Source organism: Polaromonas sp. P1_G1 (assembly GCF_056405595.1).
The window spans coordinates 112413-133783 of the sequence record NZ_JBFUBU010000019.1 but is presented as its reverse complement, the minus strand read 5'-3'; the positions used below and the strand labels follow the sequence as shown (position 1 = coordinate 133783).

General features: G+C 64.3%; 12 protein-coding genes. 9 read left to right on the top strand and 3 right to left on the bottom strand.

Features of this window, described 5'->3' with window-relative positions; all coding sequences use genetic code 11:
• Positions 1-507 precede the first annotated feature (507 nt).
• The 3 genes from AC1D1Y_RS11950 (at position 508) to AC1D1Y_RS11940 (ending at position 6020) form a co-directional block, all read left to right on the top strand.
• Positions 508-3846 carry an efflux RND transporter permease subunit gene (locus AC1D1Y_RS11950; protein WP_477682530.1) on the top strand — a complete coding sequence of 1113 codons (3339 nt, stop codon included), beginning with the start codon at positions 508-510 and terminating at the stop codon, positions 3844-3846.
• A 165-nt stretch (positions 3847-4011) separates the two neighbouring features.
• Positions 4012-4419: an endonuclease domain-containing protein gene (locus tag AC1D1Y_RS11945; protein WP_477682529.1), complete on the top strand. Its 408-nt coding sequence runs from the start codon at positions 4012-4014 to the stop codon at positions 4417-4419.
• Positions 4420-4601: 182 nt separating this feature from the next.
• The gene (locus AC1D1Y_RS11940) at positions 4602-6020 is read left to right on the top strand and encodes an efflux transporter outer membrane subunit (RefSeq protein WP_477682528.1); all 1419 of its coding nucleotides are present in this window, start codon (positions 4602-4604) and stop codon (positions 6018-6020) included.
• A gap of 69 nt (positions 6021-6089) precedes the next feature.
• Here the strand turns inward: AC1D1Y_RS11940 and AC1D1Y_RS11935 are convergent, their stop codons facing one another.
• The 3 genes from AC1D1Y_RS11935 to AC1D1Y_RS11925 all read right to left on the bottom strand — a co-directional run bounded on the left by AC1D1Y_RS11935 (position 6090) and on the right by AC1D1Y_RS11925 (position 14973).
• Positions 6090-9584, bottom strand: a complete 3495-nt coding sequence (locus AC1D1Y_RS11935) for a hypothetical protein (RefSeq protein ID WP_477682527.1) — start codon at positions 9582-9584, stop codon at positions 6090-6092.
• 458 nt (positions 9585-10042) lie between these two features.
• Entirely contained in the window at positions 10043-13390 is a 3348-nt protein-coding gene (locus AC1D1Y_RS11930) for a hypothetical protein (protein ID WP_477682526.1), read from the bottom strand.
• A 632-nt stretch (positions 13391-14022) separates the two neighbouring features.
• Entirely contained in the window at positions 14023-14973 is a 951-nt protein-coding gene (locus tag AC1D1Y_RS11925) for a LysR family transcriptional regulator (protein ID WP_477653997.1), read from the bottom strand.
• A 168-nt stretch (positions 14974-15141) separates the two neighbouring features.
• Here AC1D1Y_RS11925 and AC1D1Y_RS11920 point away from each other — a divergent pair, with 168 nt between their 5' ends.
• The 6 genes from AC1D1Y_RS11920 to AC1D1Y_RS11895 all read left to right on the top strand — a co-directional run bounded on the left by AC1D1Y_RS11920 (position 15142) and on the right by AC1D1Y_RS11895 (position 21299).
• On the top strand, positions 15142-16122 hold the full coding sequence (locus AC1D1Y_RS11920) for a Bug family tripartite tricarboxylate transporter substrate binding protein (RefSeq protein ID WP_477682525.1): 981 nt from the start codon (positions 15142-15144) through the stop codon (positions 16120-16122).
• 27 nt (positions 16123-16149) lie between these two features.
• Positions 16150-17190 carry a 4-hydroxythreonine-4-phosphate dehydrogenase PdxA gene (locus tag AC1D1Y_RS11915; protein ID WP_477682524.1) on the top strand — a complete coding sequence of 347 codons (1041 nt, stop codon included), beginning with the start codon at positions 16150-16152 and terminating at the stop codon, positions 17188-17190.
• Between the two features lie 66 nt (positions 17191-17256).
• Positions 17257-18429: an L-rhamnonate dehydratase gene (locus AC1D1Y_RS11910; protein WP_436154973.1), complete on the top strand. Its 1173-nt coding sequence runs from the start codon at positions 17257-17259 to the stop codon at positions 18427-18429.
• Positions 18430-18434: 5 nt separating this feature from the next.
• Positions 18435-19352 (top strand): dihydrodipicolinate synthase family protein, encoded by a 918-nt coding sequence (locus AC1D1Y_RS11905; protein WP_477682533.1) that lies wholly within the window; start codon positions 18435-18437, stop codon positions 19350-19352.
• A gap of 74 nt (positions 19353-19426) precedes the next feature.
• Complete coding sequence (locus AC1D1Y_RS11900) at positions 19427-20371, top strand: YncE family protein (protein ID WP_477682523.1); 945 nt, start codon at positions 19427-19429, stop codon at positions 20369-20371.
• Positions 20372-20375: 4 nt separating this feature from the next.
• The gene (locus tag AC1D1Y_RS11895) at positions 20376-21299 is read left to right on the top strand and encodes an amidohydrolase family protein (RefSeq protein WP_477682522.1); all 924 of its coding nucleotides are present in this window, start codon (positions 20376-20378) and stop codon (positions 21297-21299) included.
• Positions 21300-21371 lie beyond the last annotated feature (72 nt).

Sequence of the window (21371 nt, the reverse complement as noted above, 5' to 3'; positions counted from 1 at the left end):
AACCTGCGGTGCTCGAGCCAAGCGGGGTCTGGCTAAACTCGCCTTCGGCTCAAACAACGCCAGCCCTGATCCGCTTGTCTCTGCGCTCCTCGGCCCAGCCAGGACGGGGCAATCGGGAACGGGAACAGAAGAAAAAAATACCAAAGAACAAACCAAGACAAACAAGGACACGCCACGGCGTGTCCTTGTTTCTTCAAGTATTGGGTATTCCTATCCCCACCCCTTGTGGATGCGCCGAGGAGCGCAGGGCCAGACGGATCAGGGATCGCGTTGTTTGAGCGAAGCGCAGCGTAGCGAGTTTAGCGAGACCCCGGCTGGACCGAGCACCGCAGGTTGCCCGCAGCGAAGCGGAGGGACGCAGCAACCAGGGTCGCCTTTTCTTTGCTTACTTTCTTTTGGCGAAGCAAAAGAAAGTGAGTCGCATGCCGGGCGACCCCGGCCAACCGCCCTCAGAAAAGAGCACACCGCCGGAGCAAGAACAGGTCAGGTAGGGGGAGGAACCACCCCATGAACCTCTCCGAACCGTTCGTCCGCCGCCCGGTAGCAACAGTCCTGTTAACCATAGGCCTGGCCCTCGCCGGCATAGGCGCCTTCTTCGTCCTACCGGTGTCGCCACTTCCGCAAGTCGACTTCCCGGTGATCTCGGTCAGTGCCTCGCTGCCGGGCGCCAGCCCTTCGACCATGGCCAGCAGTGTGGCCACGCCGCTGGAACGGCGCCTCGGGGTGATCGCGGGCGTCAATGAGATGACGTCGAACAGCGGCAGCGGCTCGACGCGCATCAGCCTGCAGTTCGACCTCAACCGCAAGATCGACTCGGCCGCGCGCGAGGTGCAGGCGGCCATCAACGCCTCGCGGGCCGACCTGCCGGCCACCTTGCGCAGCAACCCGACCTACCGCAAGGCCAACCCGGCCTCGGCGCCGGTCATCATCCTGGCGCTCACGTCCAAGACACGTTCGCCGGGCCAGATTTACGACGAGGTCTCCAACCTCGTGCAGCAGAAAATCGCCCAGGTGCCGGGCGTGGGCGACGTCGAGCTCGGCGGCGGCTCGCTGCCCGCGGTGCGGGTGGAGCTCAATCCCTTCTCGCTGAACCGCTACGGCGTGAGCTCGGAAGACGTGCGCGCCGCGCTGCAGGCCTCCAATGCCAACCGGCCGCGCGGCGCCATCGAGGGCAACGGCCAGCGCTTCCAGATCTACACCGGCGCCAGCACCGCCAGCGGCGGGCGCCGCGCCGCCGACTACCAGGACCTGATCGTGGCCTGGCGCAACAACGCGTCGATACGCCTGCGCGACGTGGCCGACGTGCAGGACGGCGTGGAGAACATCAACACCCTGGGCCTTTTCAACGGCGAGCCGGCCGTGATTGTGCTGGTCACGCGCCAGCCGGCCGCCAACGTGATCGAAACCGTCGACGGCGTGCGCGACCTGCTGCCCGAGCTGCAGGCCCAGCTGCCGCAGGACGTGCGCCTGCAGGTCGCCTCCGACAGCACCAACTCGATACGCTCTTCGCTGCATGAGATCGAGATCACGCTGGTCATCTCCATCGTGCTGGTGGTGCTGGTGGTCAGCGCCTTTTTGCGCAGCGCGCGCGCCACCATCATCCCGGCAGTGGCCACGGTGGTGTCGCTGCTGGGCACCTTCGGCGTGATGTACCTGCTGGGGTTTTCGCTCAACAACCTGAGCCTGATGGCGCTCACGGTGGCCACCGGCTTTGTCGTCGACGACGCCATCGTGGTGCTGGAGAATACCAGCCGCCACATCGAGGCCGGCATGGACCGCTTCAAGGCCGCGCTGCTGGGCGCGCGCGAGGTCGGCTTTACCGTGCTGTCCATCAGCCTGTCGCTGGTGGCGGTGTTCATTCCGCTGCTCTTCATGGGCGGGCAGGTCGGCCGGCTGTTCCGCGAGTTCGCCGTCACGCTCTCGGCGGCGGTGCTGATCTCCCTGCTGATCTCGCTGACCACCACGCCCATGATGTGCGCCTGGCTGCTCAAGCCCGACGCGCACAGCAAACCGCCGGGCCGGGTGGCGCGCTGGTTCGATTCGGCCTTCCAGCGCGTGCACCGCAGCTATGAAACCAGCCTGGACTGGGCGCTGCACAGCAAGCTGCTGGTGATGCTGATCCTGGCTGCCGTGGTGGGCCTGAATGTCTACCTCTATGTGAAAGCGCCGAAAGGCTTTTTCCCGCAGCAGGACACCGGCCAGATCAACGGTGGCCTGCGCGCCGACCGCAGCATTTCCTTCCAGGCGCTGCAGGCCAAGCTCAAGCAACTGGTCGACATCATCCGCGCCGACCCGGCGGTGGACACCGTGGTCGGCTTTACCGGCGGCTCGCGCGCCGGCGGCGGCTTCATGTTCATCAACCTCAAGCCGGTCGGCCAGCGCAAGGAAGGCGGCCAGGCCGTGATCGCGCGCCTGCGGCCGCAGCTCGCGCAGGTCACGGGCGTGAGCCTCTTCCTCAACACCGTGCAGGACCTGCGCGGCGGCGGGCGCCAGACCAATTCGACTTACCAGTACACGCTCAAGAGCGACAACGCGGCCGACCTGAGCCGATGGGCCACACGCCTGGCCGAGCAGATGAAACGCCAGGAGGCGCTGACCGACGTCGACACCGACCAGCAGGAAAACGGCGTGGAGACCATGGTCACCGTCGACAAGGAAAGTGCCGCGCGCCTGGGCATCAGCTCGCGCGACGTGGACAACGCGCTCTACAACGGCTTCGGCCAGCGCCAGGTCGCCACGATTTACGCCGAGCTCAACCAGTACCACGTGATCATGGAGGTCGCGCCACGCTACACACGCAGCCCCGAGTCGCTCAAGGACATCTATGTGCCGGCCAAGAATGCCGGCGGCGGCAACACGAGCACCACCAGCACCACGACCACCACCACGGCCTCCAACACATCCTCTTCGGCCACGGCCGGCACCACAAGCACATCAAGCACCTCGACAACGACCGCCACCAGCACCGGAACCACGGGCAGCAGCACCCCCACCATCAGCGCCAACCCCGGCCTGCGCGATTCCTCAAGCGGCAATGTGCTGAGCACCGCCCCCACCACCATGGTGCCGCTGTCGGCGATCGCGCGCTTCAGCGAGAACCCGACGGCCGCCTCCATCAGCCATGACGACGGCGAACTCTCGACCACCATCTCTTACAACCTGGCCGACGGTTCCACCCTGAGCGACGGCGAAGCGGCCGTACGCCAGTCCGAGGCCGACATCCGCATGCCCACCAATGTGCGCGGCAGTTTCTCCGGAACGGCGCGCAGCGCGCAGGAATCGCAGGGCCAGCAGCCGCTGCTGATTCTGGCCGCGCTGGTGGTGATCTACATCGTGCTGGGCATCCTGTACGAAAGCCTGATCCATCCGATCACCGTGCTCTCCACCCTGCCCTCGGCCGGCGTCGGCGCGGTACTGGCGCTGCTGATGTTCAAGCTCGACTTTTCCATCATCGCGCTGATCGGCGTTTTCCTGCTGATAGGCATCGTCAAGAAAAACGCCATCCTGATCATCGACTTCGCGCTCGAGGCCGAGCGCGCGCGCGGCATCTCGGCCATAGAAGCCGTGCGTGAAGCCTGCCTGCTGCGCTTCCGCCCCATCCTCATGACCACGCTGGCCGCCATCCTGGGCGCGCTGCCGCTGGCGATAGGCTTCGGCGAAGGGGCAGAATTGCGCCGGCCGCTGGGCATCGCCATCATCGGCGGGCTGATCGCCAGCCAGCTGCTCACGCTGCTGACCACACCCGTGGTCTACGTGCTGATGGACAAGCTGCGCCGCCGCAGCCCTCTTGAACGCCAGCTCAGCCGCCATCCCGGCGAAGCTGATGCGGTGCCGCAAGTGCAATGATGGACAAACCGCATACCCGTACCCTCTTGCTCCTTCCCCCTCTGGGGGAAGGCAGGGATGGGGGCCGCCCGGCCCACAATCCAACCCCGGCTGAACCATCAAGCGCCGCCGGCCCCCATCCCAACCTTCCCCCAAAGGGGGAAGGAGTGAATTCCTCGCCCCGATATGCAAGACCAAGCCACCTCTAAAGCCAGGACCTTCGCCAAATCCCTTCGCCGGGAGATGACCGACGGCGAGCGCCTGCTATGGCAACGCTTGCGTGGAGAGCAACTGGGCGTCAAGTTCAGGCGCCAGCATCCGGTGGGATCGTATGTGGCTGACTTTGCCTGCCTGGATCCCCAACTGATTGTGGAAGTGGATGGGTCGCAGCATGCCGGTCAGCAGGCCTACGACACGAAGCGCGAGGCTTATTTCAGATCTCTCGGATTTGACGTGCTGCGCTTTCCAGCCAACTTGCCGTTTGCCGATTTGCCGTCGATGGTGCAGGCGATATACAACCGTGTGATTGAGCTGGCCGCAGCGGCCCCCATCCCAACCTTCCCCCAACGGGGGAAGGAGCAGGAACAGCCATGACGAACAAACCGCGCCCCCGGTACGCCGCCTCTTACTCCTTCCCCCTCTGGGGGAAGGCGGGGATGGGGGCTGCCGGCCCACGATTCACAGCCGGCTATCGACTCAAGCGCTGCGTGCCCCCATCCCAACCTTCCCCCAGAGGGGGAAGGAGCCTGAACAAGTGGCCCTGAAAGGCAAAATTTATGCATCACATCCCGAACCCTCATCGCTACATCGCCGCCGCCCTGCTCACACTGCTCGCCACAGGCTGCGCCGTCGGCCCCGACTACAAACTCCCGGCCACCGCCGAGGTCACCAACTTCAAGGAAGCCGAAGGCTGGGTGCCGGCCACACCGGCCGACGCGCTGGAGCGCGGCCCGTGGTGGAGTCTTTTTAAGGACCCGGTGCTGGACCAGCTGCAGGCCCGCGTCGACGTCTCCAACCAGAACGTCGCGCTGGCCGTGGCCGCCTATGCGCAGGCGCGCGCGCTGGTGCGCGAGCAGCGCGCCTCGCTGTTTCCCTCGGTCTCGCTGGACGGCGGTGCCACGCGCTCGCGCGCCAGTGGCAACGTCACCACCGGCAGCACCGGCCGCGTCGGCAACAACTACCAGCTCAGCATAGGCGGCAGCTGGGAGCCCGACGTGTGGGGCCGCCTGGGTCGCGCGGTGGACAGCGCGACCGCGGGCGAACAGGCCAGCGCCGCCGACCTGGCCTCAGCCAAGCTCTCGGCCCAGGGCGAGCTCGCCGCCAATTACTTTTCGCTGCGCCAGACCGATGCGCAAAAGGCGCTGCTCGAAAGCACGCTCACCGGCTACCAGCGCGCGCTGGAGATCACGCAGAACCGCTACACGGCCGGCATCGCCGCCAAAACCGACGTGCTGCAGGCGCAAACCCAGCTCGCCAATGCCCAGGCCGACAACGCCGGCCTGCAGCGCCAGCGCGCCCAGCTTGAACACGCGATCGCCGTGCTGGTCGGCGAAGCGCCCGGCAACTTCAGCCTGCCGCCCGCAACCTGGAACCCGCTGGTGCCCGAAGTGCCGATCGGTGTGCCATCCGCCCTGCTGCAGCGCCGGCCCGACATCGCCGCGGCTGAACGCCGCGTGGCCTCCGCGAATGAACAGATCGGCATCGCCAAAAGCGCCTACTACCCCAGCCTGTCGCTGAGTGCTTCGGCCGGCACGGGTGCCAGCCGCGTGGCCGATTTGTTCAAGGCCTCGAGCAGCGTCTGGTCGCTGGGCCTCTCCGCCGCGCAGCTGATTTTTGATGCCGGCGCTACCGGCGCCCGTGTGGACGGTGCACGCGCCGCGCACGAGCAGGCCGTGGCGCGCTACCGCCAGACCGTGCTGGTCGCCTTCCAGGACGTGGAAGACCAGCTGGCCGCCACCCGCGTGCTGCAGACCCAGCAGGAGCTTCGCCGCCAGGCCTCGGCAGCGGCGGACCAGGTCGAGCAGCAAGTCCTGAATCGCTACCGCAGCGGCCAGGTCGGCTACACCGAAGTCATCACCGCCCAAGCCACGGCCCTCAGCGCACGCCGCGCCCTGGTGCAAGCCATGGCCGACCGCCAGACCACCGCCGTCGCGCTGATCCAGTCGCTGGGCGGCGGCTGGCAGGCGGCGAAATAAAGAGAAGAAAGAAAAAAGCCCGCCGTGCAATCAAGCGCGGCGGGCGGTCTTGAAGCAGCTAAACCCGGCTTAGTGCCAGTTCGCGGCCAGCACAGGCGCCAGTGCCGTTTGCTGCTGGCTCGTCAAAGTCGTCTGCCCCATGGCCGGCGGCGCGAAACCCGCCATAGCCTGCACCAGGTTGTGCACCTGCGTGTCCAGCAGCAGCTTGCCGTCGCCGGCCTTGATCTGCTCGACGTGAGACGCAGTGCCCGTGTACCAGTCCTGCACCACGGTCTTGTCGGCCGTGCCGATGACGCTGACTTCCAGGTCGTAGCCGGCCTGCCGGAACCACAGCTGGCTGGAACTGATATCGCCCTGGAACTGCAGCAGGTCGGGGCTGTAGCCGGCCATGTAGTCCATGTCCACGATGGTGTCCACCCCATCGCCGCGCTGGAATTTGTAGGTGTCCGAGCCTGAGCTACCGGCCAGCAAGTCGTTGCCCGCGCCGCCAGTCAGCACGTTGGCATTGACGTCGCCCGTGAGCGTGTCGTTCATCGCCGTGCCGACCAGGTTCTCGATGCCAAGCAGCGTGTCGGTCCAGACCGTCGTGGTGGCGTTGGCGCTGGTTTCCAGCTCCGCCAGGTCAAAGCGCGCCACGCTCTGGTCGGCCGCCAGGCTGGCGTAGGCCGTGGAGGCATTAAACGCGGTGTTCGACACATAGACCCGCAGGTCCCGGCTGTTACCGGCGCAGTTCGCGTCTCCCCACAGGCTGATCGATTCAATGGCCTGCGCGCTGTCAAGCGTGAGCTCGATGTAGCCCTTTTCGCGCCCCCAGCCCGCCGCGTTGACGTAGGCCACATTGCCGGCTTCGCCCATCTGCTGGTTCCACCCGCCTCCCACGGCGGCATCGGTCAGGGCCACGTTGCTGTTGTACGGGTTGCCCCCTCCATTGACAAAGCCGTCGGCACCAACCGAGCTGCGCAGCCCGGCAGCCACGTCCCGTCCTCCGGCATACACCTTCATCCCGGTCAACCCCAGGTCGCTTCCGTAATGGACATCGGTGTGGTAGATACGGATGTAGCGGCCGGTCGAAGCTATGCCCACAAACGTGCCCGCCATCCGCTCGTCGACCCTGCCCGTCGCCAGGTTGGCATTGATGCCGCCGTTCATGGCGCTGGCGCTATAGTCCGCCGTGTCGATGCCGGCCCTGCCGTCCAATACATCATGGCCCGCGCCGCCCGAGAGTACGTTGTCGTTGGCATCGCCCGTGAGCACGTCCTTCATCGCCGTGCCGATCAGGTTCTCGATGCCAACCAGCGTGTCGGTGCTGGAGGTCATGGCGGGGCTTTCCACCCCCGCAAGGTCGAAGCGCGCGACGTTCTGGTCGGTGGCCAGGCTGGTGTAATTCGTGGAGAGGCTGAACGCGGTGTTCGACACATAGATCCGCAGGTTTTTGCTGTCGATGGCCCAGCCCGCGTCCCCCCACAGGCGGATCGAGTCAATGGCCTGCGCACTACCCAGGTCCAGTTCGATGTAGGCCTTGGCGCCCCTCACGTAAGCCACATTGCCTGCTTCGTCCAGCTTCCCGTTCCAGCCCCCTCCCACGGTGGCATCGGTCAGGGCCCATTTGTTGTTGTAAGCGGCGGTGCCGGCAACGAGGCCGCCGTCGGCGCCTATCGAGCTGCCCAGCCCGAAAGCCACATCCTGGCCCAAGGCGCCGTACACCTTCATCCCGGTCAGTCCCAATTCGTGGCCCTGCGGCCCTTCAACATAGCTGTCGTTGTGATAAATGCGGATGTAGCGCCCGGTCCTTGCCACACCGACATGGGTGCCGGCGGGCCCCTTGATGGCCGTCCCCCGGCCCAGGTCGGCATCAACGCCGCCGGCCATGGGGGTGGAGGTATAACTTACCGTGTCGATACCGGCTCCGCCGTCCAGACGGTCGTTTCCGCCGCTGCCATACAGCACGTTGGCATTGGCATCGCCCGTGAGCGTGTCGTTCATCGCCGAGCCTGCCAGGTTCTCGATGCCGGCCAGCGTGTCGATGCAGGTCGTCGTGGCACTGGTCTCCACCCCCTCCAGGTCGAAGTGCTTCACGTTCTGGTCGGCGGCCAGGCCGGTGTAATTCGTGGAGGTGCTGAACGGGGTGTTCGATACATACATCCGCAGGTTTTTGCTGTCGATGGTCCAGCCCGCGTCCCCCCACAGGCTGATCGAGTCGATCGCCTGCGCGCTTCCCAGGTCCAGCTGGATATAGGCCTTGGCGCCCCCGGCGCCCGTGTTCGCGTAGGCCACCGTGCCTGCGTCGCCTGCCTGGCCGTTCCATCCTCCGCCCACGACGGCATCGGTCAGGGCCACGACGCTGCTGTTCGTGTTGAACAGGCCGTTGGCGTAGCCGTCGGCACCGATCGAACTGTGTAATCCGCGGGCCACATCCTGGCCCCACGCGTCGTACACCTTCATCCCTGTCAGCCCCAATTCGTGGCCCTGCGACCCTTCGACATAACTGTCGTTGTGGTAGATACGGATGTAGCGCCCGGTCGTTCCCGCCATGCCGACATTGGTACCGGCGAACACCTTGACGGCCGTCCTCCGGCCCAGGTCGGCGTTGACGCTGCCGCCAATGGAGATGAACCTGTAGTCCGCCGTGTCGATACCGGCTCCGCCATCCAGCTGGTCGTTGCCCCCGCTGCCATGCAGCCTGTCGTTGCCCCCGCCGCCGGACAGGTTGTTGTTGGCGGCACTGCCGAAGAGGACGTCGGCCGCCGCCGTGCCCACCACATCCTCGATGCCCACCAGCGTGTCGCGAGAACTGGAAGGGCCGCCAGCCACAAGGAACTTGTCCACATAGCCCGTGGAAAGGTCGGCGATGATGCCGCCGGCCAAGCCACTGTCGCTGTAGTCCGCGGCGTCCGTGCCAGCACCCCCATCCAGCAGATCGTTGCCACCCGAACCGAAAAACCTGTCGTTACCCAACCCGCCATACAGGCAATTGTCCGCATCATTGCCGATGAAAGCATCACCTTCGTTAGAGCCCACCACGTTTTCGATGCTCACCACCGTGTCGAGGGACTGCGCGAAGAAGTAAGGCTTGCCTATCCAGCCTGCTCGCAGATTGGCGAATATCCTGAAGCCTGTGCCAAGGGCGCTGTAGTCCGCAATATCCATGCCGCTGCCTCCCTCCAGCAGATCGTTGCCACCCGAACCGTAAAACCTGTCGTTACCCGACCCGCCATACAAGCGGTTGTCTTGGGCGTTGCCCGTAAAAACGTCATCAAACAGGGTACCCACCACGTTCTCGATACTTCTCAGTTCAGTGGTGCAGTAAAGGGGCAAGATGCCGCCACTGGTGAACATAAAGAGCGTATCCAGCCGGCCCGTGGTCAAGTTGACATGGATGTAGCTCGGCCACATGGAGTCATACCCGGCGCCCAGGTAGCTCCCGGATATGTTGGTGAAGTCAACCGTGTCGTCGCCCGCTCCGCCATCCAGGGTGTCGTTACCGCGGCTGCCCATGAACCAGTTGTCGCCGGCGTCGCCCGTGAGGTAGTCGTCGTATGGGGTGCCGTAAATCGTGGTGCTCATGGAGTCTCCTGAAGTGGGTTGAAATCGACATCAAGTCGATGGCGATGCCCGGACTTGATGTGTGGGAAGAAAAGGGAAAAACGTCAACGGCTTCTCTTAAAAAAACCGTGCACGAAGCCTACGCATGCCGTGCCTCAAAAAACGACAGCATTGCCTGCAGGCGGACAATGTCTGCACGTCTTGGTATGCGGTATTTGCATGAGCAGATAAGCGCCACGGAAGGGGACGAGGCCTGCTTACAAGCGAAAGATGCAGTCCCCTGCCACCCGCCCCGGAAACGCTTGGGCAGCTGAATACTGAATGCTTTGCCGGCCGATCGCCAGGCCACCACCCAAGCGCCGATCCAGCCGCTCGGCGGCGGCTGGCAGGCGGCGAAATAAAGAGAATAAAGAGAAGAAAGAAAAAAGCCCGCCGTGCAATCAAGCGCGGCGGGCTTTCTTGAAGCAGCTAAACCCGGCTTAGTGCCAGTTCGCGGCCATCACATTCGTCAGTTGCATTTGCTGGGCGGACGTCAAGTTCGTCTGGCTCAAATTCGTCTGCCCCATGGCCGGCGGCGCGAAACCCGCCATGGCCTGCACCAGGTTTTCCACCTGCGTGTCCAGCAGCAGCTTGCCGTCGCCTGCCTTGATCTGCTCGACGTGAGACCCAATGCCCGTGTACCAGTTCTGCACCACGGTCATATCGGCCGTACCGATAACGCTGATCTCCAGGCCATTGCCGGCCTGGCGGAACCACAGCTGACTGGAAGCGATATCGCCCTGGAACTGCAGCAAATCGGTATTGCCCGCCGTGCTGTCGTTTTCGTGGATGGCGTCCACCCCGCCGCCGCGCTGGAAGGTGTAGGTGTCCGAGCCTACGCCACCGAGTAGCAGGTCGTTGCCGGTTCCGCCGTTCAGCGTATCGTTGCCGTCTGCGCCCGCCAGCGTGTCGTTGCCCGCGCCGCCCGACAGCACGTTGGCATTGGCATCGCCCATGAGCGTGTCGTTCATCGCCGTGCCTGTCACGTTCTCGATGTTGACCAGCGTGTCGGTATAGGACGTCGTGGCGCTGGTCTGCACCCCCGCCAGGTCAAAGTGCGCCACGTGCGGGTCGGCCGCCAGGCTGGCATATGTCGTGGAGGTGTTGAACGCGACGTTCCACACATAGACCCGCAGGTTTTTGCTGTCCATGGACCAGCCTGCATCCCCCCACAGGCTGATCGAATCAATCGCCTGCGCGTAGCCCAGGTCCAGCTGGATGTAGGCCTTTGCGCCCCCGACGCCGGTGTTTGCATAGGCCACAGTGCCTGCGTCTCCCGCCTGGCCGTTCCAATATCCTCCCACAGTGGCATCGGTCAGGGCCGTGTTGCTGTTGTTCACTGTGAGCAGTTGGCTGGCGTTGCCGTCGGTGCCGATCGAGCTGCGCAGGCCGAAGGCCAGATCATTGCCCCCAGCGTCGTACACCTTCATCCCCGTCAGCCCCAGTTCGTGGCCCTGCGGCCCCTCAACATAGCTGTCGTTATGGTAGATGCGGATGTAGCGCCCGGTTGTTGCCGGTATGCTGACGTTGCTACCGGCAAGCACCTTGGTGGCAATCCCTTGGCTCAGGTCGGCATTGACGCTGTCGGCCATAAAACCGACGCTATAGGTATCAATGCCGGCTCCGCCGTCCAGCGTGTCGTTGCCTGCTCCGCCCCATAGCACGTCGCTGCCCGCGCCGCCCGAGAGCAGGTTGGCATTGGCGTCGCCCATCAGCGTGTCGTTGATTGCCGAACCTGCGAGGTTCTCGATGTTGATCAGCGTGTCGGTGTAGGCCGTCGTGGCGCTGGTCTCCACCCCTGCGAGGTCAACACGCGCCACATTCTGGTCGGCCGCCAGGCTGGCGTAAGTCGTGGAGCCGTAGAACGTGGTGTTCGACACATAGACCCGCAGGTTTTTGCTGTCGATGGCCCAGCCTGCATCGCCCCACAGGCTGATCGTGTCAATCGCCTGCGCGCTGCCCAGGTCCAGCTGGATGTAGGCCTTTGCGCCCCCGAAGCCCGTGTTGGCATAGGCCACAGTGCCTGCGTCGCCCGCCAGGCCGTTCCATCCGCCGCCCACGATGGCATCGGTCAGGGCCGTGTTGCTGTTGTTCGGGTAGGCTGCGCCGTTGGCATTGCCGTCGGCGCCTATCGAACTGAGCAGCCCGAAGGCCACGTCCCGGCCCAAGGTGTCATACACCTTCATCCCGGTCAGCCCCAGTTCATGGCCCTGTGTCCCTTCAACATAATTATCGTTGTGGTAGATGCGGATATAGCGCCCGGTCTTTCCCGTCATGGCCATGCTGACATTGGTGCCGGCGAAGATCTTGTAGGCTATTCCCTTGCCCAGATTGGCGATGACGCTGCTGGCCATGGGGCCATCGTCGTAGCTCGCCGTGTCGACTCCGGTTCCGCCGTCCATACGGTCGTTGCCCCCGCTGCCCACCAGGGTGTCGTTGCCCGCGTCGCCGGACAACACGTTGGCATTCGCATCGCCCCTGAGCCTGTCGTTCGTCGCCGTGCCTGTCAGGTTCTCGATGCCAACCAATGTATCGACGCCGGCGCCTGTACTGATACCGGCGTTTGGGTCGATGTAGGACATCGCGGCGCTGATCTCGGCTCCCGCCAGGTCAAAGCGCACCACGTTCTGGGTGGCCGCGAGGCTGGCATAAGTCGTGGAGGCGTTGAACGGGGTGTTCGATACATAGACCCGCAGGTTTCTGCTGTCGATGGCATAACCCGCGTCGCCCCACAGGCTGATCGAGTCAATTGCCTGCGCGCTGACCAGGTCCAGCTGGATGTAGGCCTTGGCGCCCCCGAAGCCCGTGTTGGCATAGGCCACCGTGCCTGCGTCTCCCGCCTGGCCGTTCCATCCGCCGCCCACGATGGCATCGGTCAGGGCCGTGTTGCTGTTGTTCGGGTTGGCTGCGCCGTTGGCATTGCCGTCGGCGCCTATCGAACTGCGTAATCCAAAGGCCAGTTCACGGCCCGAGGCGTCGTACACCTTCATCCCGGTCAGCCCCAATTCATGGCCTTGTGGCCCCTCAACATAGCTGTCGTTGTGGTAGATGCGGATGTAGCGCCCGGTCGTGCCTGTCGCAATGATGCTGGTGCCGGTCTGCATCTTCCGGGCCGTCCCGCGGCCCAGGTCGGCGCTGACGCCGCCGGTAATGGTGGGGATGAAAATGTAGTTCACCGTGTCGATGCCGGCTCCGCCGTCCAGCCTGTCGTTTCCAGTACTGCCCCACAACAGGTCGTTGTCCGCTTCACCATATAGCAGATCGTTGCCGCCATCGCCGCCTTTGAGCGTGTCGTCGCCCGTGCCGCCCCACAGGCCATCATTGCCCGTGCCACCGTCCAGAAAGTCCTTGCCGGCCTGGCCCATCAGTGTGTCATTGTCCGCCTGGCCGTACAGAACATCATCGCCGTCCCCGCCATCCAGCAAATCGTCTCCTGCGTCACCCAGCAGGTTGTCCGAACCCGCGCGCCCATACAGGCCGTTGTTAGCGCCGTTGCCCCACAAGCTATCACTCGCATCCGTGCCCACCAAGTTTTCAATGCTCACCAGCGTGTCGATGGAACTGTAAGGGCCGCCGGCCACAGGAAATTTGTACACATAGCCGGTGGACAGATTGGCGATGATGCCCCCGGCCAGGCCGCTGGTGCTGTAGTCTGCGGTGTCTATGCCATCGCCTCCGTCCAGCAGATCATTGCCGGCTGAGCCGTAAAACGTGTCGTCGCGCCCCATGCCGTATAGACGGTTGTCTGCGCCATTGCCCGTAAAACTATCACTATCGTCGGAGCCCACCGCGTTCTCGATACTTATCAATCTGACGAAGAAGGCGCCCCCACCGATCTCATTGGTGCGACTGATAAATTGCGTGTGCAACCAGCCAGTGGCCAAATTGACATCAAGAAAGCCAGGCCGCCACCAATCACCCATGTCACCATAGTTAAAGTCGTGGTGGTAGTTAATAGTGTCGCTGCCTCCTCCGCCATCCAGGGTATCGAAACCCTCGCTCCACTGGAACTCATTGTCTCCGGCATCGCCTACGAGGTTGTCAGCGTCACTGGTACCGTAAATCATGGATTCTCCTAAATTGGATTGACACCAATGCCAGAACTGACGCCCGGCCTTGATGCGTGTGAAAAGAAAAAGGGAAAAGGCAAAACGGCTTCCGTTCAAAAAAAACCGTACACGGAGCCTAAACAGCCCATGTCGCCAAAACCGCAGTATTGCCCGCAGCCGGACAATGTCTATACGTCTTTGGTATGCGGTGTTTGCATAAGCCGATAAGCGACATGCAAGGAGGCGGGGACTGCCGGCAGGCGAAGGATGAGCGCCAGCCAGCCCAGAAGCGCTTGGACGAATGAATACTTAATGCTTGCTGGCCGATCGCCAAGTCACCGCAAAAACATCAGCAGCAGCAGCCGCGCCGTTCAGGCTTCGCCCGAAAGCCCGCGCCCATGCAGCGCCGCCAGAAAAAACCGCGCCGCTTCGCTCAGCGGCCTGTCCTTGCGCGTGATGCTGCCGAAGGCCTCCATCTTGTGGCGGATGAAACACGGCAGTACGGCCAGCAGGCCGTGGCGCGCATAGGTGTCGGCAATCGATTGCGGCATGACGCCGACCATCTCGGTCTCGGCGATCAGGTTGGTGGTGGTGAGGATGGAGGCGGTTTCTATCAGGCCCTTGGGTGAGGGCGCCTGCAGCATGCGGAACTCCTGCTCCAGCACCTCGCGCATGGGGCTGCCGGTGGGCTGCAGTATCCAGGGGTAGTCGAGCAGGCTGGCGAACTTGACGGTTTTCTTTTGCGCCAGCGGATGGCGCACGCCCACCACCAGGGCCAGGGCCTCGTTCTCCAGCGGGGTGAAGGTGTAGTCGGCGCGGTGCTCGTCGCGTATGCGGCCTATGGCGACGTCGAGCACGCCTTCGCGCAGCAGCTCGAACAGCCGGTCGCTGGTGTCCATGGTGACGTCGACCGAGAGCAGCGGGTAGGCTTTCTTGAGCGCGATGATGGCCTGCGTGAGCAAATTGGGTGACGGCGCCATGATGCTGCCGACAGACACGCGGCCCGAGCCGCCCAGCTCCAGCTCGGCCAGCTCGCGCGTCATCGACTCGACCGAGCCGCGCATGCCGCGAAAGTAGCGCAGCACGCTGGCGCCGGCGGGCGTCAGCTGCTGCCCGCGGCCCACGCGCTCGAACAGGCGCTGGCCCAGCGCGGATTCAAGCTCCTGGATCATCTTGGTGGCGGCCGGCTGCGTCATGCCGAGTTCGGCCGATGCCTTGCGCAGGGTGCCGTGTTCGCCCACGGCCAGGATGAGCGCGACCTGGCGCATGCGCAGGCGGTTGAGCAGTTGGGGAATGCTGGAGGTCCGGGATGGGGTGGCCATGGCTGCCTTTCGGGCGCTGAATTCAATTGATCACCCCAGGTTATCAAATAATCAGGGATTTTCAATTTACGTTAAGTATTTCCGTCCCTACCATCTGGGCATTGGTTCAAGCTTTTCCGCGCTGTTTTGAGCGCCTTTCCCTATAACAATGACCCGGAGACAAAGACAATGCCCCGCCTGAAATCCCTCAAGATCCTCCCCGCCCTGCTGGCGGCCGCCTGCGCGTTTGGCGCTACCCCTTCCGCCCTGGCACAAGACTGGCCCAGCAAGCCGGTGCGCATCCTCGTGGGCTCAGCCCCCGGCGGCGGCACCGACGCCATGGCCCGCGCCGTGGCCGACCGGCTCGGCCCCCTGCTCAAGCAGCCCGTGGTGGTCGAAAACCGCCCCGGCGCCTCCAACACCCTGGCGGCCGACCTGACGGCCAAGACTACCGACGGCCATACCCTGCTGATGGGCGTCTCGACCGCGCATGCGATCGCACCGCATCTGCTCAAGCTGGGTTATGACAACAACAAGGACCTGGTGCCCGTCGTCTTCGTGGGCGCGGTGCCCAATGTGCTGGTGGTCAACAACGCGCTGCCGGTCGATTCGGTCCAGTCGCTGATCAAGCTGGCCAAGAGCAAGCCCGGCCAGCTCAATTACGCGACCAGCGGCTCGGGCAGCACCCAGCACATCGCGGCCGAGCTGTTCAAGGACCAGGCCGGCGTCTTCATCACCCACATCCCTTACCGCGGCAGCGGACCGGCGCTGATAGACCTGGTCGGCGGCCAGGTGCAGCTGAGCTTTGACACCATGCCGTCGGTGATCGGCCAGATCAAGAACGGCCGCATCAAGCCCCTGGCCGTGGCCAGCGCCAAGCGCAACCCGCAGCTGCCCAATGTGCCGACCATGGCCGAAGCCGGCCTCAAGGGCGTGGAGATGAGCGCCTGGTACGGCATCTACATGCCGGCGTCCACGCCCAAGGCGGTGCAGGAGCGCGTCTACACCGAGGTGACAAAGGTGCTGGCCATGCCCGAAACACAGACCCGCCTGAGCGCCATAGGTGCGGACCTGACGCCGATGACGCAGGCCCAGTTCGCGCAGTTCCACGCCGATGAGAACAAGCGCTATGGTGACCTGATCGCGAAGAAAAACATCAAACTCGACTGAACCAGGAATCCCGGATTGGACAACGCCATGCGCAACACACAAACGCCGCCCGCCTCCCTGCCCGTGGTCGCCCTCACGCTGGGTGACGCGGCCGGCATAGGCCCCGAACTGGTCGCCAGGCTGCTGGCCCAGCCCGGCATCACGGACGGCGCGAACATCGTGCTGGTGGGCGACGCCTGGCTCTGGCAGCAGGGCCAGCTCACGGCCGGGCAGACCGTGGCGACACAGGGCGTCACCAGCCTGGACCAGGTGCGCGGCCGCGCCGACACGCGCCTGCCGGCCTTCCTGGCGACCCATACGATCCAGTCCGTCCAGGTGCAACGCGGCCAGGCGCAGGCAGCTTGCGGCGCGGCCGTGCTGCAGGTGCTCGATCTCTGCATGGACGGCGCCAAACGCGGCGAGGTCGACGCGATCTGTTTCGCCCCGCTCAACAAGCAGGCCATGAAGCTGGGCGGCCTCAAGCACGAGGACGAGCTGCACCACTTCGCCGAATACCTGGGCGTGACCGGCTACTTCTGCGAATTCAACACCCTGGGCGATCTGTGGACCTCGCGTGTGTCGTCGCACATCCCGCTGAAAGATGCGGCGGCCATGCTGAGCAAGCAACGCATCGTTGACGCGGCGCGGCTGATCTATGCCTCGCTGCAGGCCAGCGGCAACGCCCATCCCAAGGTGGCGGTGGCGGCCTTTAACCCGCATGGCGGTGACGGCGGTGTCTGCGGCCGCGAAGAGATCGACATCATCGAACCGGCCGTGGCCGAACTGCGCGCCAGCGGTGTACCGGTGGACGGCCCTTTCCCCGCCGACACCATCTTCCTGAAGGCGCGCGACGGCCTCTACCAGGCCATCGTCACCATGTACCACGATCAGGGCCAGATCGCGATCAAGCTCATGGGCTTCAGCAAGGGCGTGACGGTGCAGGGCGGCCTGCCGGTGCCCATCACCACACCGGCCCACGGCACGGCTTACGACATCGCCGGCAAGGGTGTGGCCGACGTCAACGCCACGCTCAACGCATTCCGCATCGCCCAGCGCATGGGTGCGGCGCGGCTGAAGCCGGCCGCCTGAAGCTCTTCTTTCTTCTTTTCTTTTTCCTTCTTCTTTTTTTCTTTTCTTCATCGACAGGGAACCAACATGAAAATCAAATCAGTGCGCGCACGCGTCTTCGAATGGAAGGGCAAGACCGTTCCACCCCAGGGCAATTTCTGCTCCAACGCCATGGACCTGGTCTACTCCAACACCGAGTCCATGAGCACCTTCCGCTTCCATTCCTGGACGGTGGTCGAGATCGAGACCGACGACGGCATCGTCGGCCTGGGCAACGTGGCGCTGGCGCCGCACATCGCCAAAGCCATCATCGACCAGTACCTGACGCCGCTGCTGCTGGGCCAGGACCCGTGGGACTATGAATACCTGTGGCAGCGCATGTACCGCGGCACCCATGCCTGGGGCCGCAAGGGTGTGGCCATGGCCGCGATCTCGGCGGTGGACATCGCCATCTGGGACATCCTGGGCAAGTCGGTCAACAAGCCGGTGTTCAAGCTGCTGGGTGGCCGCACCAAGGAAAAAATTCCCTGCTACTACTCCAAGCTCTACCGCACCGACATCAAGGCCATGCAGGACGAGGCGCAGACCTACCTGGACCAGGGTTTCACCATGTTCAAGTCGCGCTTCGGCTACGGCCCGGCGCACGGCACCAAGGGCGTGGCGGAAAACCTGAAAGCCGTCGAGGCGCTGCGCGAAGTGATCGGCTATGACAACGACCTGATGCTCGAGTGCTACATGGGCTGGAACCTCGAGTACGCCAAGCGCATGCTGCCCAAGCTCGAGAAGTTCCAGCCGCGCTGGGTCGAGGAGCCAGTCATCGCCGACGACATCGACGGCTATGCCGAACTGAACCAGCTCACCAGCATCCCGATCTCGGGCGGCGAGCACGAGTTCAGCCTTTACGGCTTCAAGCAGCTGCTCGACAAAAAAGCCGTCTCCGTCGTGCAGTACGACACGAACCGCGTCGGCGGCATCACGGCCGCGCACAAGATCAACGCGCTGTGCGAGGCCTACAGCGTGCCGGTGGTGCCGCATGCCGGCCAGATGCACAACTACCACCTGACCATGAGCACGCTGGCCTCGCCCATGAGCGAATACTTCCCGATGTTCGACGTGGAAGTCGGCAACGAGCTGTTCTATTACATCTTCGACGGCGAACCCGTGGCCGAGAACGGCTTCCTGCAGCTCGACGACAACAAGCCCGGCCTGGGGCTGACCATGAAGACCGAGTTCCTCAAAGACTTCAACATCGTCGAATGAGCAGCATGCAAGCAAGGTATACCGGCGTATTTCCCGTCGTCCCGACCACCTTCACCGATGCCGGCGAGCTGGACCTGCAAAGCCAGAAGCGCTGCGTCGATTTCATGATCGATGCCGGCTCGACCGGCCTGTGCATACTCGCGAACTTTTCCGAGCAGTTCGTGCTGTCGGACGAGGAGCGCGAAGTCTTGACCGCGGCCATCCTGAAACACGTGGCGGGCCGCGTGCCGGTGATCGTGACCACCACCCACTTCGGTACCCGCATCTGCACCGAGCGCAGCCGCCGCGCGCAGGACCTGGGCGCGGCCATGGTCATGGTGATGCCGCCCTACCACGGCGCGACGATACGCGTGGCCGAAGAAAAGATCTACGAATTCTTCGCCACGCTGTCGGCCGCGATCGACATCCCCATCATGATCCAGGACGCGCCGGTCAGCGGAACACCGCTGTCCGCCACTTTCCTCGCGCGCATGGCCAAGGAGATACGCAACGTCGCCTACTTCAAGATCGAGACGCCGGGCGCGGCCTCCAAGCTGCGCGAACTGATACGCCTGGGCGGCGACGCGATCGAAGGCCCCTGGGACGGCGAGGAGGCCATCACCCTGCTGCCCGACCTGGAAGCCGGCGCGACCGGCGCGATGACGGGCGGCGGCTATCCCGACGGCATACGCCGCATCATGGACGCCTGGGCGGCCGGCAAGCGTGAAGAGGCCGCCGCCGAATACGCGCGCTGGCTGCCGCTGATCAATTACGAGAACCGCCAGGGCGGCATCCTCACGGCCAAGGCGCTCATGAAGGAAGGCGGCGTGATCACCTGCGAGGCGCCGCGCCACCCCTTCCCCGCCATGCACCCCGAGGTGCGCAAGGGCCTCTTGGCCACCGCGCGCCAGCTGGATCCGCTGGTGTTACGCTGGGGCAAATAGGCGCTTCGGCCATCCAGCCATCTTGATCGCTTACCCCTGTTTCCTTCCAGGCTCCCCCTCTCTTCAGGACTTCCATGCCCCTCCGGGAAACACTCTTGCTGGTGCAGAAATGCGCCCACACCTTCAGCTTTTACGACCTCGCCACCGGCCTTGCGGAAAAACACATCGTGCTGCCGAATTTTCCGCATGAATTCACGGTGGACGCGGCGCGCGGGCTGGCCTATGTCGGCCACTACGGCATAGAGACCGCCAGCCACCTGGGCGACATGGGCGGCCATTCGGTGTTTGTCATCGACCTCGCGCAGCAAAAGCATGTGGCCACGCTGAACCTCTGGCCCTATTACCGGCCGCACGGCTTGACGGTGGACGCCCAGGGCCGGCTGTTCGTGATGTCGGAGGCGCACAACGTGCTGCTGCGTTTTTCGGACCCGGCCAGGGTGCATGTGCCTGATCTGGCCGTGCCATCGGGCGGCTACAAGACGCATCTGTTCGCGCTGACGAAAGACGCGCAGACGGCCTATGCGCTGAACCTGCTGTCCAACACCGTGACCAAGATCAAGCCCAACGATCCGACCTTCGCGCCGGTGGCCATGGTGCCCGGCCCCGTGCCCGAAGGCAATGTGCTGTCGGCCGACGAGTCACTGCTCTATGTGGCCAACCGCGGCGACGACAGCATCGTGGCCGTCGACACGGCCAGCATGAAAATCGTCGCCTCGGGCAAGACGCGGCGCGACCCCAACCGCGTCTACCGCTTCAAGGGCGCGCAGGGCCAGGACCTGCTGCTCACCACCAACTCCGGCGAGCATTCGCTTTCGGTCTTCGGCACCGACCTGCAGGAGCAGCGCTGCTTCGCCCTGCCCAGCAATCCGCTGGCCCTGTCCTTCCACCCGGTGGACCGCGCGGTCTACATCTCCTTCCAGGACGACACGGTGCGCCGCCTGGACCTCGACAGCTTTGAATTCGGCCAGCAGATCAAAACCCTGCGCGAACCGGATTCGTCTTACGTCTGGCGGCATTGAGGCCATGATGCCGGCGATGCCCATCGTCGATGCCCACCACCACCTGTGGGACTTGTCGCGCGGCCACTACCCGTGGCTGCAGGAGGCCTATGACCCCGAGGCTTTTTTCCTGGGCGACTACCGTGCTCTCTGCCGCGACTTCCTGGCGGCCGACTACCGCGCCGCCGCGGGGCCCTGCGAGGTCCTCGCCACGGTGCATGTGGAGGCCGAGCGCAGCCGCGACGAACAGCTGGCCGAAACCGCCTGGCTGCACGAGGTGCATGCGGCGCACGGCTTCCCGAACGCCGTGGTCGCCCATGCCTGGTTTGACCGGCCGGACAGCGAGGAAAACCTGCTCGCGCAGTCGCGTTTCCCGCTGGTGCGCGGCATACGCAGCAAGCCGGTGACCTCCGCCTCGCCTGCGCACAGCGTGAAGGGGCAGGCCGGCACCATGCAGGACGAGGCCTGGCTGCGCGGCTTCTCGCTATTGGAAAAATACGGCTTGCGCTGGGACCTGCGCGTGCCGGCCTGGCACCTGCCCGAGGCGGCCGAGGTGGCGGCCCTGTTTCCCAAGGTGCCCATGGTCCTCAACCACCACGGCTTCGCCTGGGACCGCAGCGAGGAAGGCCTGCAACGCTGGCGCGGCTGGATGGAAGCCCTGGCCCGGCAGGAGAACGTGCACGTCAAGCTCTCGGAGTTCGGCCTGCGCGGCCGGCCCTGGGATCTCCAGGAGAACGCGCGAATTGTGTATGAAACGATTGCAATTTTTGGATGGCAGCGCTGCATGTTCGCCAGCAACTTTCCGGTGGCCGGCCTGCGTATCAGCTACCCGGACCTGGTTGGCAGTGTGGCCGGTATGCTGACCCACCTGCCGGGTCACCAGCAACATGCGATGATGTGCGCCAACGCCTTGCGTTTTTATGCGATTGATGTGACGCCGCCCTTGTGAGACCGCTTTTGTGAAACGGCCTGCGCGCCCACCTCGTCCTTTCGTCATTCATGAATCAAGTTCAACTCCTGG

Coding starts and splice junctions, on each gene's coding strand:
- AC1D1Y_RS11905 (WP_477682533.1), top strand. CDS start 18,435: ATGCAAGCAAGGTATACCGGCGTATTTCCCGTCGTCCCGACCACCTTC.
- AC1D1Y_RS11910 (WP_436154973.1), top strand. CDS start 17,257: ATGAAAATCAAATCAGTGCGCGCACGCGTCTTCGAATGGAAGGGCAAG.
- AC1D1Y_RS11940 (WP_477682528.1), top strand. CDS start 4,602: ATGCATCACATCCCGAACCCTCATCGCTACATCGCCGCCGCCCTGCTC.
- AC1D1Y_RS11950 (WP_477682530.1), top strand. CDS start 508: ATGAACCTCTCCGAACCGTTCGTCCGCCGCCCGGTAGCAACAGTCCTG.
- AC1D1Y_RS11895 (WP_477682522.1), top strand. CDS start 20,376: ATGATGCCGGCGATGCCCATCGTCGATGCCCACCACCACCTGTGGGAC.
- AC1D1Y_RS11915 (WP_477682524.1), top strand. CDS start 16,150: ATGCGCAACACACAAACGCCGCCCGCCTCCCTGCCCGTGGTCGCCCTC.
- AC1D1Y_RS11935 (WP_477682527.1), bottom strand. CDS start 9,584: ATGAGCACCACGATTTACGGCACCCCATACGACGACTACCTCACGGGC.
- AC1D1Y_RS11925 (WP_477653997.1), bottom strand. CDS start 14,973: ATGGCCACCCCATCCCGGACCTCCAGCATTCCCCAACTGCTCAACCGC.
- AC1D1Y_RS11920 (WP_477682525.1), top strand. CDS start 15,142: ATGCCCCGCCTGAAATCCCTCAAGATCCTCCCCGCCCTGCTGGCGGCC.
- AC1D1Y_RS11945 (WP_477682529.1), top strand. CDS start 4,012: ATGCAAGACCAAGCCACCTCTAAAGCCAGGACCTTCGCCAAATCCCTT.
- AC1D1Y_RS11900 (WP_477682523.1), top strand. CDS start 19,427: ATGCCCCTCCGGGAAACACTCTTGCTGGTGCAGAAATGCGCCCACACC.